At 72.0% G+C, this 15,764-nt stretch carries 14 protein-coding genes; 6 read left to right on the plus strand and 8 right to left on the minus strand.

Annotated elements, in window-relative coordinates; genetic code table 11:
• Nucleotides 1–66 precede the first annotated feature (66 nt).
• From ABH941_RS21925 to ABH941_RS21950, 6 genes are all read left to right on the plus strand, one after another.
• Entirely contained in the window at nt 67–891 is an 825-nt protein-coding gene (locus ABH941_RS21925; protein ID WP_370131105.1) for an ABC transporter ATP-binding protein, read from the plus strand.
• Nucleotides 888–1,709 carry an ABC transporter permease gene (locus ABH941_RS21930; protein ID WP_370131106.1) on the plus strand — a complete coding sequence of 274 codons (822 nt, stop codon included), beginning with the start codon at nt 888–890 and terminating at the stop codon, nt 1,707–1,709. Before ABH941_RS21925 ends, ABH941_RS21930 begins: the two co-directional genes overlap by 4 nt.
• Nucleotides 1,706–2,572, plus strand: a complete 867-nt coding sequence (locus ABH941_RS21935) for an ABC transporter permease (protein WP_370131107.1) — start codon at nt 1,706–1,708, stop codon at nt 2,570–2,572. The genes ABH941_RS21930 and ABH941_RS21935 overlap by 4 nt, the downstream gene beginning before the upstream one ends.
• A gap of 24 nt (nt 2,573–2,596) precedes the next feature.
• Nucleotides 2,597–3,607: an adenosine deaminase gene (gene add / locus ABH941_RS21940; protein WP_370131108.1), complete on the plus strand. Its 1,011-nt coding sequence runs from the start codon at nt 2,597–2,599 to the stop codon at nt 3,605–3,607.
• Nucleotides 3,608–3,678: 71 nt separating this feature from the next.
• Nucleotides 3,679–4,737 carry a Rieske 2Fe-2S domain-containing protein gene (locus tag ABH941_RS21945; RefSeq protein WP_370131110.1) on the plus strand — a complete coding sequence of 353 codons (1,059 nt, stop codon included), beginning with the start codon at nt 3,679–3,681 and terminating at the stop codon, nt 4,735–4,737.
• Nucleotides 4,738–4,799: 62 nt separating this feature from the next.
• Entirely contained in the window at nt 4,800–5,411 is a 612-nt protein-coding gene (locus tag ABH941_RS21950; protein ID WP_370131111.1) for a nucleoside deaminase, read from the plus strand.
• On the opposite strand, the gene ABH941_RS21955 is transcribed toward ABH941_RS21950, so the two are convergent.
• From ABH941_RS21955 to ABH941_RS21990, 8 genes are read right to left on the minus strand one after another with little or no spacing between them, the layout of a single operon-like run.
• A complete protein-coding gene (locus ABH941_RS21955) occupies nt 5,408–6,547 on the minus strand; it encodes a glycosyltransferase family 4 protein (RefSeq protein WP_370131112.1) in 1,140 nt (379 codons plus the stop codon). The two genes, ABH941_RS21950 and ABH941_RS21955, sit on opposite strands and share 4 nt — an antisense overlap.
• Entirely contained in the window at nt 6,544–9,114 is a 2,571-nt protein-coding gene (locus ABH941_RS21960; protein WP_370131113.1) for a polysaccharide pyruvyl transferase family protein, read from the minus strand. The genes ABH941_RS21955 and ABH941_RS21960 overlap by 4 nt, the downstream gene beginning before the upstream one ends.
• Nucleotides 9,107–10,309 (minus strand): glycosyltransferase family 4 protein, encoded by a 1,203-nt coding sequence (locus ABH941_RS21965; protein WP_370131114.1) that lies wholly within the window; start codon nt 10,307–10,309, stop codon nt 9,107–9,109. Before ABH941_RS21965 ends, ABH941_RS21960 begins: the two co-directional genes overlap by 8 nt.
• Nucleotides 10,306–12,627, minus strand: a complete 2,322-nt coding sequence (locus tag ABH941_RS21970) for a hypothetical protein (RefSeq protein ID WP_370131115.1) — start codon at nt 12,625–12,627, stop codon at nt 10,306–10,308. Before ABH941_RS21970 ends, ABH941_RS21965 begins: the two co-directional genes overlap by 4 nt.
• Nucleotides 12,624–13,766, minus strand: a complete 1,143-nt coding sequence (locus ABH941_RS21975; protein WP_370131116.1) for a glycosyltransferase family 4 protein — start codon at nt 13,764–13,766, stop codon at nt 12,624–12,626. The genes ABH941_RS21970 and ABH941_RS21975 overlap by 4 nt, the downstream gene beginning before the upstream one ends.
• Nucleotides 13,766–14,518, minus strand: coding sequence for a polysaccharide deacetylase family protein (locus ABH941_RS21980; protein ID WP_370131117.1), 753 nt, complete (start codon nt 14,516–14,518; stop codon nt 13,766–13,768). Before ABH941_RS21980 ends, ABH941_RS21975 begins: the two co-directional genes overlap by 1 nt.
• Complete coding sequence (locus ABH941_RS21985) at nt 14,515–14,970, minus strand: hypothetical protein (protein WP_370131118.1); 456 nt, start codon at nt 14,968–14,970, stop codon at nt 14,515–14,517. The genes ABH941_RS21980 and ABH941_RS21985 overlap by 4 nt, the downstream gene beginning before the upstream one ends.
• Nucleotides 14,967–15,704, minus strand: coding sequence for a glycosyltransferase family 2 protein (locus ABH941_RS21990; RefSeq protein WP_370131119.1), 738 nt, complete (start codon nt 15,702–15,704; stop codon nt 14,967–14,969). The genes ABH941_RS21985 and ABH941_RS21990 overlap by 4 nt, the downstream gene beginning before the upstream one ends.
• Nucleotides 15,705–15,764: the final 60 nt, after the last annotated feature.

The raw sequence follows: 15,764 nt of genomic DNA on the forward strand, positions 1-15,764 counted from the left end.
ACCGGCATTCCACACCCACCCGCACCCCTACACCCACCCGCACCGCTCGACAGAGGTCGCCAACTGATGAACACCGCAGCCGCAGTGCCAGACCTGCCCGACGGCTCACCCCCTCCGGATGCCGCCGGCACCGGGCTGTCCCTGCGTGGTCTGAGCAAGGAGTTCAAGCTCGGCCGACGCCGGGTGCCCGCGCTGGCCGGGGTCGACCTGGACACCCGGGAAGGACAGTTCCTGACCCTGCTGGGACCGTCCGGCTGCGGCAAGTCGACCGTCCTGCGGATCCTCGCCGGGCTCGACACGCCGACGTCCGGCACTGCCCTGGTCCACGGCGAGCACCCCGAGGCCGCCCGTAAGCGGCACCACCTGGGCATCGCGTTCCAGGACGCCGCATTGCTGCCCTGGCGCTCGGTCACCGCCAACATCCGGCTGCCGCTGGAGATCAGCGGCATCAAGTCCGACCGGGCCGCCGTCGCCGACCTGATCAAGCTGGTCGGGCTGGAGGGCTTCGAGAGGGCCCGCCCCGCCCAGCTGTCCGGCGGCATGCGGCAGCGCGTGGCCATCGCCCGGTCGCTGGTGGTCGACCCGAAGGTGCTGCTGCTGGACGAGCCGTTCGGCGCCCTGGACGACATGACCCGGCAGCGGCTCAACCTCGAACTCCAGCGCATCTGGCAGGCGCGGGCGGTCACCACGCTGCTGGTGACCCACTCCATCAACGAAGCGGTGCTGCTGAGCGACACCGTCGCGGTGATGTCCCCCCGGCCGGGCCGGATCGTGGAGAACGTCACCATCGACCTGCCCCGTCCCCGCACGCCGGAGATGATGCGCTCGCCGGAGTTCCACGCGTACGCCGACCACCTCTCGGAGCTGCTCTTCGGGACGGGGGCGTCATGAGCGCGCAGGCAGCGGTGCCTGGCGCACGTGGCCGGGGGCCGCGGCTGGCCGGGTCCTCGTGGGCCGGGGGAGCGGTGGGCGTCGTCGTGCTGCTCGCCGTGTGGTCGGTACTGTCCACCACCGTGGTCAGCACCGGCGACGGCGTCCCCACCCCCTGGGCCGTGGTGGCCGGGATCTTCGACGACGGCTGGGCCTTCTACGGCCCGAACATCAGCCAGACCGCCGGCGAGGCGCTGACCGGCTATCTGCTCGGCAACGCCCTCGCGCTGGCCCTGGCCGTGCTGGTGCTGGTCGTCCCGCTACTGGAACGGGTGGTCACCCAGATCGCCGTGGCCTCCTACTGCCTGCCGATCGTGGCGGTCGGCCCGATCCTCTCCCTCGTGCTCAACGGGGACCAGCCGATGGCGGCGATGGCCGGGCTCTCGGTCTTCTTCACCACCCTCGTCGGAGCGATGCTCGGCCTGCGCTCCGCCGACCCCGCCTCGCTCGACCTGGTCCGCGCCTACGGCGGCGGACGCTGGCAGCAGCTGATCCGGGTCCGGCTGATCGCGGCGCTCCCCAGCACGCTGGCCGCGCTCAAGATCGCCGCCCCAGCGGCCCTGCTCGGCGCCGTCATCGGGGAGTACCTCGGCCGGGTCGACAACGGCCTCGGCGTCTCCATGACCATCGCCCAGCAGCAGCTCGACGTGGCCCGGACCTGGGGCATCGCCCTGATGTCCGGCGCTGTCGCCGGCGTCGGCTACGGCGTCGTCGGGCTCGTCGCCCGCTTCGCCGCGCCGTGGGCACGCAGCACGACCGTGGAAGGCGGCGGCTCATGAGCACCACGACCCTGACCGCGACAACCGGTGGGACCGACGGCGTCACGGGGGCCTCGGAGGAGGCGCTGCGGTGGATCGGGATCCTCCTGCGCCCGCTGGTCAACGTCGTCACCACCATGGCCGCCGTGATCCTCCTCTGGCTGGCCTTCCTGCAGACCTTCCAGCTTGACCCGCTGGTCGCCAAGTCCCCGCTGGACGTGTGGCGTTATCTCTTCGAGGGCGGCCAGGCCGGCACCCACCGCGGGCTCGTCGCCTCCAGCCTGGGGCGCACCCTGCTCGACGCCGGCTTCGGATTCGTGGCCGGACTGGCCGCGGCCGTCGTGGTGGCGCTGCTCTTCGTTCTGGTACGCAGCGTGGAGCAGTCCCTGCTGCCCCTCGCCGTCGTCGTACGGTCGGTGCCGCTGGTCGCGATGACCCCGCTCATCAGCCTGGTGTTCGGCCGCGGCCTGATGGCCACCACCGTCATCAGCGGCCTGGTGGTCTTCTTCCCCGCGCTGGTCACCATGGTGTTCGGCCTGCGCTCCGCCTCCCGCCAGGCGGCCGACCTCTGCCGCGCCTACGGGGCCGGCGACTGGACGATCGCCCGCAAGGTGATGCTGCCCAGCTCCGTACCGGCGTTCTTCGCCAGCGCCCGGGTCGGCGTGCCGGGCGCGCTGATCGGGGCGATGCTGGCCGAATGGCTCGCCACCGGCAAGGGTCTCGGTTACGCCATGCTCCAGGACTCCTCCACCTTCGAGTACGACCACCTGTGGGCCTCGGTGGCCGTGCTCACCACCGTGTCCGCGCTCGCCTACAACATCATCGCGACCGTGGAGACCCTGGCGCTCGCCCGCTTCGCCCCCAACCGGCGTCCGAACAGCTGACGTCCCTCACGCCGCGGAGGACTCGTGACCGACCTGACCGATTTCATTTCCGGCCTGCCCAAGTGCGAGCTGCACCTGCACATCGAGGGCACGCTGGAACCGGAGCTCAAGTTCGCCCTCGCCGCCCGGAACAACGTCACCCTGCCCTACGCGGACGCGGACGAGATGCGGGCCGGCTATGTGTTCCACGACCTGCCGTCCTTCCTCGCCTGTTACTACGAGGGCATGTCGGTGCTGCTCACCGAGGCGGATTTCTACGACCTGGCGTGGGCGTACCTGGCCAAGGCGCAGGCGCAGAACGTGCGGTACGCGGAGATCTTCTTCGACCCGCAGGCGCACACCTCCCGGGGCGTGTCGTTCGACACGGTGATCCGGGGCCTGCGGCGGGCGGTGATGGACGCGCACCGGCTGCTGGACGTGCGGGCGCAGCTGATCATGTGCTTTATGCGGGACCTCTCGGCCGGGTTCGCGATGGCGACGCTGCTGGAGTCGCTGCCGTACCGGGAGTGGATCGTCGGGGTGGGGCTGGACTCGGATGAACGGGACAACCCGCCGGTCAAGTTCGCCGCCGTCTTCGCCCGGGCCCGGGCCGAGGGGTACCAGCTCACCATGCACTGCGACCTGGACCAGGAGAACTCCGTCGACCACATCCGGCAGTGCCTGGACGTGATCGGGGTGGACCGCATCGACCATGGCGTGAACTGCCTGGAGAGCGAGGAACTCCAGACCGAGATCAAGGCGCGCGGGCTGGGCCTGACCGTCTGCCCGGTCTCCAACGGCTATGTGCGCGGCTCCGCCTGGCAGGACGCCGTCCGCCAACTGCTCGACCGCGGGCTGCGGGTGACCGTCAGCTCCGACGACCCCGCCTACATGGACGGCTACGTCACCGAGAACCTGCTCGCCGTGCAGGCCACCACCCCGCTGTCCGCGGCGGAGCTGGTGCAGCTCCAGCGCAACGCCTTCGAGGCCGCCTGGCTGCCCGCGGCCGTCAAGGACGTCTGCCTCGCCGAGCTGGACGCCTACGCCGGCCGGTAGCGCCCCAACCGGTCGCTGTCCCTTGTCTTGTGTCTTCTGTCTTCCCGCGTGCCTGTAGAAGGATCTGCCCGATGACCACTGCTCCGTCCCGTGCCGCCCTGCCCCGGGAGTGCACCTTCGACGCCGACGACTGGGCGATCCTCGCCCAGCACTGGTACCCCGTCGCGCTGTCCCGCGAGATCGGCGACGCCCCCACCGCCGTACGCCTGCTGGACGAAACCCTGGTCGCCTACCGCGTCGGCGGCACCGTGGTCGTGGCCCACGACATCTGCCCGCACCGCGGCGTCCCGCTCAGCCTGGGCGGGGGCGACGGCAACGGCATCACCTGCGCCTACCACGGCCTGCGCTTCGGCGACGGCGGACGGTGCGTCCAGGTCCCGGCCCACCCCACCGCGAAGATCCCCGACCGGCTGAACCTGCGCACCTACCCGGTCGTCGAGCGCTACGGCCTGGTGTGGACCTGCCTGCGCCCTTCCGCGGACACCATCGAAGACCCGGCCGGCACGGCGCCGATCCCGGCCATGGCCCACTGGGACGACGACGGGTTCCAGCAGATCACTTGCCCCAGCATCGACATCGCCGCCTTCGCCGGCCGCCAGGTCGAGGGCTTCCTCGACGTCGCCCACTTCGGCTTCGTCCACCTGGACTCCTTCGGAGACCCCGACAACACCGTCGTCCCGGAGTACACCCCGGTCCGCCACGACCGGGGCTTCTCCGTCGACTACTGGAGCACCGTCAGCAACTACCCGCACGGCACCAAGCAGGCCCCGCCCGACTTCCAGTGGCTGCGCCACTTCGACGTCCACCTGCCCTTCACGGCGACGCTCGTCGTGCACTTCCCCGAGGGCGGACGGCTGAACATCATGAACGCCGCCTCACCGGTCTCGGCCCGCAGCACCCGTATGTTCGCCCCGATCGCCCGCAACTTCGACACCGACCAACCCGTCCAGGGCGTCTACGACTTCAACCGGACGGTCTTCGAGGAGGACCGGGCCATCGTCGAGGTCCAGAAACCCGAGAACCTGCCGCTGGACCCCAGGCTCGAAGTGAACATCCCCGCCGACCGCAGCTCGATCGCCTACCGCCGCGGCCTGCGCGATCTGGGCCTGAGCCACTTCTTCACCGCATAGCCGTCGGCCGTGCAGACCCCGCCCACGACACGACCGCCCACGACACGACCGGAGAACCGCCCATGGACGCATCCGCACTCGCCACCGCCTTCGGCGCCCGGCTTCCCGCCTGGGTGGTCGACGAGCTCGCCGACGTACCCGAGACCCTGCCCACCGACGAGGACCGCATGCGCCTCGTCAACCGCCTCGCCGAGCGCAACCACCGGGAGGACACCGGCGGCCCCTTCGCCGCACTGGTCGTGGAGAGCGGCACCGGACGGATCATCTCCGCCGGAGTGAATCTCGTCCTGTCCTCCGGCCTCTCCTCCACCCACGCCGAAGTCGTCGCGGTCTCCCTCGCCCAGACCCGCCTCGGCGCCTGGGACCTGGGCGCAGCCGGCGGCCCGGACCTGGAACTGGTCGTCAACTGGCGCCCCTGCGTCATGTGCTACGGCGCCGTGATGTGGTCCGGAGTCCGACGCCTGCTCATCGCCGGAGACGGCCCGGAGCTGGAGGAACTCACCGGCTTCGACGAAGGCCCCATGCGCGAGGACTGGGCCGCCCAGTTCCACCGCCGCGGCATCCGGACCACAGGCGACATCCTCCGCGAAGAAGCCGTCGAGGTCTTCAAGGACTACGGCGCACGCAGGGACGCCGTCGTCTACAACGCCCGGGGCACCGCGACGACCCGTTAGCACTGCCTGCCGTCCAGCGCGCGGGCGAAGACCTCGGCCGTACGGTCGGCCTGCTGTTCCCAGGACAGCTCCGCGGCCACGTGCGCGTGGCCGGCTGCTCCCAGGCGCCGGGCCAGTGCGTCGTCGTCCAGCAGCCGCGCCAGGGCGGAGCTGAGGGCGGTGACATCGCCGGGCGGCACCAGCAGGCCGTTGACGTGGTCGGAGACCAGGGAGGGGATCCCCCCGACCGGGGTGGCCACGACGGGGCGGCCGCAGGCCATCGCCTCCGCCAGCACGCTCCCGAAGCTCTCGAAGGAGCTGGGCAGTGCCAGCACCCGTGCGCCTTGGTAGGCCGCGGCCAGGGCCGGCGCCTCCAGCCGGCCGCGGAAGGTGACCCGGTCGGCGAGGCCGAGCCTCGCTGCGGTCGCGGCATAGGAACCCTGGGCTGCACCTGTGCCCACCACCTCCAGTTCCACCGCGGGCCGGCGGCGGCGCAGCAGGGCGACGGCGTTCAGCAGGTCGCCCAGGCCCTTGTAGGCCGTGGCGGGCTCCAGCGAGCCGACGAAGAGCAGCCGGGGCGTGGCCGGCACCGGCCGCTCGGTGAAGCAACTGAGGTCGACCCCGGGGCAGATGACGGTGGCGCTCGCGAAGAGCCTCGGCTGGTCGGCGACCACGTAGTCGGAGCAGCAGATCAGCTCCTGCGCCCGCCGCACGGTACCCGCGAGCACCGTGCGTTCGTAGCCGGCCAGCGGCAGGTCGATCAGCAGGTTTCCGCGGCGCATCCGCCCGGTGTGGTACGTGAGCACGAACGGCACGTCCGCGCGGGCCCGGGCAGCCGCGTCGGCGAAGAAGGGGGCCGGGGCGTGGCCGTTGACCAGGTCGACGCCCTGGCTGGTGATCAGGTGCCGCAGCCGGCGTGGCCAGCCGAGGGAGAGCGGGGTGTTCGAGGCCCGTGCCGGGGCGGGCAGCCGGTAGACACCGACGCCGTCCGGTCCTCGGCGGTAGCCGGGCGGGGTGTGCCGGTCCGCCGTGGTGGCGACCAGCACCCGGTAGCCGTGGCGGGCGCGCAGGTGCCGGGCGAGCTGGCAGACGTAGGTCTCCACACCCCCGGCGTGCGGCGGGAAGTACGGGCAGGCCAGCAGTACCGTGCGGGTCACGGCGGACCGTCCGCTCCGCCACCTGCGACCGTGCGCAGCAGCTCGGTCAGCTCCTCGGCCCGGGCGACGTAAGCGGGCAGGCGGTCGGTCAGGGTACGCAGGTAGTCCTGACGCTCCGTCCGCATTCGCTCCACCAGGGAACTCAGACGCTGGGCCGAGACCTCGGTGATCGGCAGCACCCACGGCTCCAGGCCCAGGTCCCGCATGATGCCGCGGGTCTTGTGCTCGTACTCGATCGCGATGCACGGCACCAGGCTGGTCAACGCGAAGATCACCGAGTGGAAGCGAGTGCCCAGCACGAAGCTGCACTGGGCGTAGAGGCCCTTCAGCTCGCCGAGGTCGACCTGCTCGTTCACCCGCAGCGGGGGTGCGGCGCAGTAGCCGGCGATCCGGTGCTCCACGATCCGGTCGTCGTCCCCCAGATAGCCACTGGTGACCTGGGGGACGAGCACCGCCGCGGAGCCGTCGGCGCGAAGGGCGTCGATCGTGCTCGCCAGCGCCCGCTCGTAGACCTCCTGCTCGCGCGGCGCCAGCCACTGACGGGCTGTCACCGCGACCAGCGGCACTCCGGGCGCCACGCCGAGCCGGGCGTGCCAGTCGGCCTTCGTGCGTGGCGCGAACGCGAAGCCGGAGTCCACCGAGCGGCGCACCGGCGCACCGCGCACTCCGCAGCCGGCCAGGATGTCGACGCTCAGGTCCTCCCTGGCCAGGGCCATCGAGGCGTGGCGCACCACGTAGCCGGCCAGGCGACGCTGGGCCGGTGCCGCGAACGGGCCGAAGGACTGCGGCGCCAGGACCAGAGGCACCCTCAGGCGCTGGGTCAGCAGTAGCGGCAGCGCCACATAGAAGAGGTTCTGGTAGCCGTCCGGCCCGGGCCCGGCGCTGAAGTAGCCGCCGCCCATCGAGACCACCAGGTCGGCCTCGGCCACGGCCGCCGCCTCACGGCGCACCTCGGCCGGCAGCAGCGGGAGCAGCAGCCGCGCCGCGGTCCGGGGCAGCAGCAGACAGAGCAGCCCCAGCGGGAAGCCCACCGCTTTGCGCAGGATTCGGCGCGGGGTGCCGATGGCGCCGTCGGCCACGTAGCGGCGGATCGACCCGAGGTTCGGGGCGCCGTCGAAACTCGGGCGCAGCGCCCGGTCCTCCATGCCGGCGATGCTGACCCGGGAACCGGGGAAGGCGGTGCGCACCTGCCGCAGGCAGACCGCCAGCAGCGCGGCGTCACCAGCGTTCTCGCGGACGTACGCGTTGACCACGAGCACGTTCTGCGGGGCCGATGGCGGGGCGGACGGTCCGGTCCCGCCCCGGCCCACGGCAGGCCGGACCCGGACCAGCGCCACCAGGGCCACCAGCCCCGAGGCGAGGTTGCCCAGGAACCAGGCCCAGCCGAACCAGACCAGGCCGCGCCCGGGCCAGCCGGCGGCCAGGCCGACCGTCACCAGGACGTAGACCACGTTGCTCCCGATCAGCGCCGCCATCCGGCCGGCCAGCTTGATCGCGAAGCTGGCCCAGGTGTTGAGCGCCACGGCGACGGCGCCCAGCGCCAGCACCTCCAGCAGGCCCTGGGCACGGTCGGCGTAGGCGCCACCGAACGGCTGCAGCAGCAGCCCGCTGCCGGCGGCCAGCAGCACCGCGGCCGGCAGCTGCACTAGGGCGATCAGGCGGGCCGAGTGGCGCAGCACGGGGCCGAAGCGCGACTGGTCGGCCGAGACCTCGGCGAACATCGACTCGCTGATCGCGAACGAGAGCGCGTTGGCCAGGTTGGCGATCTGGAAGGCGACGAAGTAGTACGCGGCGGCTGCGGCGCCCAGCCGCTGCAGCACGATCATCGGCAGCACCAGCAGCGGCGCCAGGTTCAGCAGGCTGGAGACGTAGGTGGCCGTCGAGAACCCCAGCTGTTCGCGCAGCCGGGTGTCGCCGGCGGTCAGCCGGAAGCGGAAGCCGGTGCGGCGGCGCAGGAACCAGAGCGAGGCCAGCACCGCGAGTGCGTAGCCGCCGCCGGTTGCCGTGACCAGGCCGAACGTGCCGAGCCCGGTGAGCAGGAACGGCAGGCCCAGCTTGGTGAGCCCTTGCAGTACCCCGTCGACCAGGGTGTTGTACTGCGGTATGCGCTCGCTGACGAAGAGCGCGTCGGTGAGCAGATTGACCGTGGCCAGGGCGCAGAAGAGCACGATCAGCGACGCCCGGACCGGGTCGTCACGTACCGTCAGCAGTCGCGCGCCGTAGTAGGGAAGGCCGAGCAGGTAACCGGTGCCGAGCAGGCAGCCGACGGCGAAGACCACCACCATGGCCCGGCTGATCTGCGCATGGCGTCCGTCGGGGGCGGCGGGGAACCGCACCAGCGTGCTGTTCAGTCCGCACAGGCTCAGGTAGGCGATCAGCGAGATCGCATTGGTCAGTGAGGCGGCCTGGCCGACCTGGGCGGGGGAGAACAGGTGCGCGGCGGCCACCCAGAACAGGAAGCTCAGCCCGGCGGTGCCAACGGTGGCGGCCATCAGGTAGGCGGAGTTGCGGGTCACCCGGTCGTCCTGGTCGGCCCGGCGCGGTTGTGCCACGCAGACGTCAGCCATCGTCAGCCTCCCTGCTGCCGGCGGCGACAGTGTTCCGGGGCGAGGCGGCGACCAGCTCCTGGTAGTGCCCGAGCAGCGTGCTCACGTGCTCGTCCCAGCTGAGGTTGCGCAGCGTGTACGCGCGGGCGGCCGCACCCAGCAGGCTGCGCTGCTCCTCGTCCCGGGCCAGCTCCCGCAGTGCGGCGGCCCACTGGTCGGTCCGGCGCGGCAGCAGCCGGATCCGGGCGCTGTCCAGTCGGTAGGCGGCGTAGCCGGGGTCGTCCGTGGTCAGCACGGCCAGGCCGGTGGCCATCGCCTCCTGCACGGCCAGCGGGAATCCCTCGGCGACCGAGGGCAGGGCGAACATGTCACAGGCCCGGTACACCTGCGGCAGCGCCTCGTGCGGGAGCCGGCCCAGCATGTGCAGGCCCTCGCGCGCAGGCAGCGTGGCGCAGTCGTCGCCGACGAGGACCAGGTCGTAGTCCGGTCGCGGCTGCGCCGCATGCGCCGCGAGCAGCAGGTCGTACCCCTTCTTCGGGACCAGCCGGCCCACGAAGAGCACCAGCGGCCGGTCCAGCGGCAGCCCGTGGGCGCGCCGGGCCCGCAGTTGCTCCTCCCGCGTCCGCACCGGGCGGAAGAGCTCGGTGTCCACGCCGTTGGGCAGGTGAACGGCCCGGCCGGGGCGGGCACCGCGGTGCGCGGTGAAGGCGGCCACCGAGGAGTTGAGCGTGAAGACTCGTTCCGCCCCGCGCCACAGGGCGCGCCCGGGGCCGGCGTACACCACTCGCTGGACGCCGCGGATCAGCGCCACCGGGTGCTGGACCACGCCGACGTGCTGGGTCATCAGGTACGGCGTTCCGGTCAGCCGGGCGGCTGCCAGCGCGGCCCAGGAGCTGAGGTAGAGCGCGTCGTGCACATGGATCAGGTCCGCCCAGCGGCCCCAGCGCACCGCCTCCGCCAGCAGCCGGGGCGAGAAGAGCGGGAACGGCACCCCGGCCCGGCGCTCCAGACCGTTCCAGGCCGCGACACGCACCACCCGGACCCCGTCCTGCACGGTCGCCCGGCTGCGTCGGCCGCTGCTCAGCACGGTCACCTCGGCGCCGCGCGCCCGCAGCCCGACGGCCTCCCGGCGGACCACGTTCTCGATGCCGCCGACGTGCGGTGGGTAGTAGTGGCAGACGAAGAGCACACGAGGCGCCGAGGTCGGGACGGTCATCGGTAGACCTCCACTCCCTCGCCGGCGTACACCTTGTCCTTGGTGCTGTCGAGCAGGGCCAGGGGATAGCCGTAGGTCAGCAGATCGCCTTGGAAGAAGACGGTCGCCCGGTCCTCCCGGACGGTACTGGTGCTGAGCAGCACATAGCTGTCCTGCTCCAGCAGGGTGGGGTAGATGTCCTGCAGGGCAGGTGCGTCGATGGCGGTCTGCAGCCGGTCGAAGGTGAACTGGTCGGTCTGCAGGTGCGCCCCGACGTTCCCGTCGCCCTGCCGGATCCGGGTCTGGGCCCATTGGACGGCACTGAACTCGGCGGGGTGCGGATAGTAGAGGTCGTAGTACTGGCCGGAGTTGTCGAGCAGGAGCTGGGGCGGGTAGCCGCCGAGGGCCTTGGGGACCACGCCGGTCAGGTCCAGGAAGAGCGCCAGGGCCAGCCCGCAGGCCAGCGGCGCCGCCCAGCGGCCCGCCCAGCGCAGCAGCCACAGCGAGGCGGCGGCGGTGAACGGCGCGAAGAAGAAGAGCTCCTGCTGGAAGGCCCGCAGGACGCCGTAGTCGGCCGACAGCGCCGACACCATGGTGAGGAGCGCCAGCATCCCCACTGCGGCCAGGGCCAGCGCCAGTTGGTCGCGGGTGGGACGGAAGGGGCGTGTGCGCCGCGCCCGGATCGAGACGGCCAGGCCCACCAGCAGCAGCACCTGCAGGAGCCGGGCGGCCCCGCTGCGGACGGCGTCGTTCAGGTGGGCGACGTCCACCCCTGTGCCGTGCAGGGTCCGGCCGAGGGCGGTGAGCGGCAGTCGCTGCTCGCCCACCGCGACGGTCGGGTAACGGTCGACGAGGCCCAGCGGCAGCAGCTTGCCGGCGGCACGCTGCTGGGCCGACTGCTCCAGGCTCGTGGCACGGTACTGCGCCAGTCGCTCGTTCGCGCTGACCGAGGTGAGGTGGAAGATGCTGTAGGAGGTGTCGGAGGAGCCCTGCGGGTTCCGTCCGGGATGGATGATCCGGGCCAGCGTGGAGCGGGCCTGGTTGGAGCTGTGGGTGATCGGCCCGGCCCAGAGCAGCGCCATGGCCAGGGCGGCGGCCACCAGCCACCAGGTGACGATCGAACGGGAGGCGTCGTCCGGCCCGTTCACCAGGCCGGACCTGCCGCCGTGCCGCTCGACCTGCCGCCACACCCGGTCGCCGGCCCAGGCCAGCGCGAGGGTGCCCACCAGGACGTAGGTGGTCGAGTAGTGCGAGAGCACGATCCCGGCGGTGAGCAGTACGAGCATCGTCCGACGGCGCGTCAGCGGCCGGCCGGAGTCGGTCACCACCACCAGCGCACAGCCCAGCAACAGGAACGCGACCTCCTGGCGTCCCAGGTAGGGCATGTCGGTGAAGAAGGTGGGGAAGGCCATGAAGTAGACCGCCGAGAGCAGCGCGACCAACACGGGTGCGACGTTGCGCACCGACCGGAAGACCAGCACCGGGGCGAGGGCGAACAGCAGCGGCAGCAGCACCTTGAAGACGTACAGACCGGGGATCCCGGTCAGCCGGACCGCGAGCACCGGCAGCACGGAGACGCTCAGGCAGGCGTTGTAGGAGCTGACGGAGGCGCCGGGCCGCCAGCGGCCGTCGTCCAGGGCCACGGTGAAGACCTTGAACTCGCTCTGGATGTCGTGGCCGGTGATGTACCAGCCGCGCAGCGAGACGGACAGCAGAAGGGCCGCCGCGGCCAGGAACAGTCCCAACTCCAGGACACCGACGGGGCTGCGCCGGGACCACGCCAGCAGCAGGAGCAGCAGGGCGGTCACCGCACACAGAGCGGCCAGGCTGGTACCCGCGCCGAACCCGTTGTTGAGCCGGATGGGCCCGGCCACCGAGAGCACCAGGGCCGCCGCGCCCAGCCCGGCCACCGGGACCAGGGGCCGGGGTGACCGCATGGCCGAGGATCCGGCCCGGTTCGGGGCGGGCGGTTGCGGAGGCTGCGGCCCCGGGGCCAGCAGGCCCAGCAGGAGCAGGGCCAGACCCCAGCTCAGGGCCAGTGGCAAGCGCTCCAACGGGTGCGCCACCCCCAGCAGCGGCAGCACTGTGTTCACCGCCAGGCCCAGCAGCAGGTCGCCGAGCACCGCCAGGCCCACCGCGAGCAGCGCGGCCCCGTCCTTGGTGGAGACCACCCGGGAGGCGAGGCCGAACAGCAACAGTGACGGCGCCGCGAACAGCAGCCACAGTCCGGCCGGGGCCCGCAGCAGGACCGGGACGGCGGGCAGCAGCACCACCAGGCAGGCAACGGCGGTGCCCAGTGCGGCGGCGGACCGGCCCGGCAGGCCCCAGTACGTCCTCATGGCCGACCGCCCGTACCGCCGGTCCGTCCCCCGTACACCTGGTCGTAGACCTCCTCCACCCGCCGGCTCACCGCCTCCCAGGAGTAGCCGCGCGCGGCCCTTTCACTGGCCCGCGCCAGGTCCAGGCGCAGTGCGGGATCGAGCGCCACCCGGTCGATCGCCGTCGCGAGCGCACCGGGCTCCGGGGCGGTCAGCAGGCCGGTGCCGCGCACCAGTTCGGTGGTTCCGGGCACGTCGGTGGCCAGCACCGGCAGGGCGGAGGCCATCGCCTCCAGCACCACGAGCGGCATCCCCTCCCGGTCCGACGGCAGTACGAACGCGTCGGCCTCGGCGTAGGCCCGGACCAGGTCCTCGCGCAGCAGGGGGCCGACGAACCGCACCCGGCGGGGACCTGCGGCCGGCAGGCCCAGCTGCTCCGCCTCCAGCAGCAGGCGCCCGTTCAACTCGCCGTCGCCGACGACGTCGAGCTGGACCGCCTCGCGCACCAGGCTCATCGCCCGCAGCAGTCGGGAGACGTTCTTCTGCGCGCTGAGCCGGCCCACGAAGAGCAGCCGCATGGTGCCGCGCGCCGACGGGGTGCGCGGCGCCGGTCGGAAGTACTCCGGGCCCACCCCGTTGGGCACCACGAACACCCGTTCCGGGGGCACCCGGTAGACCTCGCGGACGAAGGCGCCCTGGGAGTCGGTGAGGACCAGCACGCCGGCCGCCGCCCGCAGCACCCGCCCCAGGATCTGACGCTTGTACAGCGGCAGCAGTCGCCCGAGCGGACCGGAGGGATCCACGTCCAGGTGCAGGTGGACCAGGTAACGCTGCCCGCGCAGCCGGGCCGTCAGGGCGACCTGTTCGGGCATCAGCGCGTGCGCGCAGTGCAGGTGGAGCACGGCCGAGCGCGGGGCGCGGAGCAGGGAGAGCGGCAGGCCCGGTGCGATCGCGGTGTGCGCCACCTCCACCGCCCGGTGTCGGCGCACCCGGACACCGGTGTCGGTACCGGGTGGCTCCGGCGGGGCGGCGCCGAGCGTGGTGGTGACCACACGAACCTCGTTGGTATGCGCGAGCAGTTCGGCCAGATGCTCGACGACCCGCTCCATCCCGCCCAGGTGCGGAGGGTAGTAGGGCGTCAGCTGCAGTATCGTGCGCATCAGTTCGCCCGCCCGCCGATCAGCTGCCCGTTGGCCAGGTAGCGCACCCCGGGTCGGCCGCCGATGTGTGCCAGCACCCGCTCCAGCCGCTGCCAGTCCCCGCGCGCCGCCACCTCCCAGCTGTGGCCCCACAGGTGGTACACCCCGCCCTGGCCCAGGCAGCGTTCGAACCAGGAGATGGCCAGCTCGTCCCAGTCCAGGTAGAGCCGGCCGGCGACGCGCGGGCGCAGCCGGGCCATCCGCAACGACGCGAGCGCGTCCACCCGGTGGGCGTAGGCGTTGACCGTGGTGCGCAGCTCCAGCGGCGCCCCGGGGTCCAGGTATCCGCGCCGCACGGTCCGTGCCAGCGAGAAGCCGAGCTCCCGGGCCTGGCGCAGATGTACCGGGCGGTAGTCACCGCACGGATAGCAGAAGCTGGTCACCGCCGATCCGGTGATCTCCTCCAGTTCCTGCTTGCCGGCCCGCATCTCTTGTGCCGCCCGGGCGTCGGGCAGCCGGGACAGCCGCTGGTGGGAGAGGGTGTGTGCGCCGATCTCGAAGCATTGGGCGAGTTCGCGGATCCCCGCGGGCCCGAGCCGCTGGTGCGGGTCGATTTCGTGGTTGCGCGGTGCGATGTAGAAGGTGCCCGCGATGCCGTGCCGTTCCAGCAGGTCGGCGAGCTCAACGTCGAGGCGGTGGCCGTCGTCCCAGCTGGTCGTGACGGTACAGCGGGCGCTCCTGGAGCGGTCCTGCGAGACCGGGCCGACGTTCATGGGGAGCCTCCGGGAGCGGCGGGCGGCGGGCCGCCGACGCCGTAGTACAGGGTCTGCGAATGGTCCGTCAGGTCGACCTCGACCAGGGCCGGGTCGGCCCCGGCGGGCAGCCGCACCACGGCCCGGGCCGCCCTGCCCGGCTGGGCCGCGAGGCTGGTGGTCGTCTGCGCGGTCACCCCTCCGGTGCTGTCCTTGAGCAGGGAGCGCAGCTGGTACGTGGTCTGCCGATCGCCGTGGTCGACCAGGGCGACCGAGACGGTCACGAGCCCCGAGCCGATTCCGGGCGGGTCGGTGAAGTACAGCTCGATGTAGCCGCGGGGCTGCTCGGTGAAGGACTGCCGCAGCACCGTACGGCCGCCGGCCGACAGCCCCGCGCCGAGCAGGGCCAGTGCGCCGACGCCCAGCAGGGCGGTCGCCAGCAGGGTGCGCAGCGAAGGGACGCGGGCGTTCATGCACTTTTGGCGAGTTCGCGGGTCGTGCCGCCGGGCGTATGCCTTCCGGCCGACTGGTGGAAGCGGTGGACGATGAGCTGCTGGACATTGCCGGCGCCGTCTTTGAACGCATGCAGCTTCACCTCGCCTCCACGTTTCCGGTAATCGATGGGGACCTCGAGGCAGGTGTATCCGGCCAGCATCGCTGCATTCTTGATCTCCTGGGAGAACGCCATACCGGGGGAGCGTACGTCGACGCCGCTCCAAACGTAGCGGCGAAACACCCACATTCCCGACTGTGAATCGTGCAGCCGGGTGTGCAGGAGCCGCCGGCTGAGCGCGCTCAACGTCTGATTGGCCAGGCGGTGCGACCATTTCATGGCCTCGCGATTGTCCCGGTACAGCCGGTCGGTGGTCATGAATTCGACCTTCCGTTCGACCAGGGTCCGGAGCAGCTCGGGCAGCTCGTCGAAGGGGTAGCTGCAGTCGCAGTCGCCAGTGGCGATCACGTCGCCGCCTGCGGCCGCGAATCCCGCCTGATAGGCCCTGCCGTATCCGCGCCGCTGCTCCACTACCACCCGCGCCCCGAGTTCTCTGGCGATATCGCCGGTGCCGTCGGTGGAGGCATTGTCGACCACGATCACCTCGGTGCTCCAGCCGTTCTTCTCGAGGGCGGAGAACGGGATGGAGTCCATGACCAGCGGCAGATTGGGGGCTTCGTTGAGTGCGGGGATGACGACGGAAACGGACTTCATGGTGGGCTCCAGAAAACCGGAGTGCGCAGCCACTGCGATGACTGGGCGAAGGGGAGAGGG

It is taken from the genome of Streptacidiphilus sp. EB103A (assembly GCF_041261405.1).
GTDB lineage: Bacteria > Actinomycetota > Actinomycetes > Streptomycetales > Streptomycetaceae > Streptacidiphilus.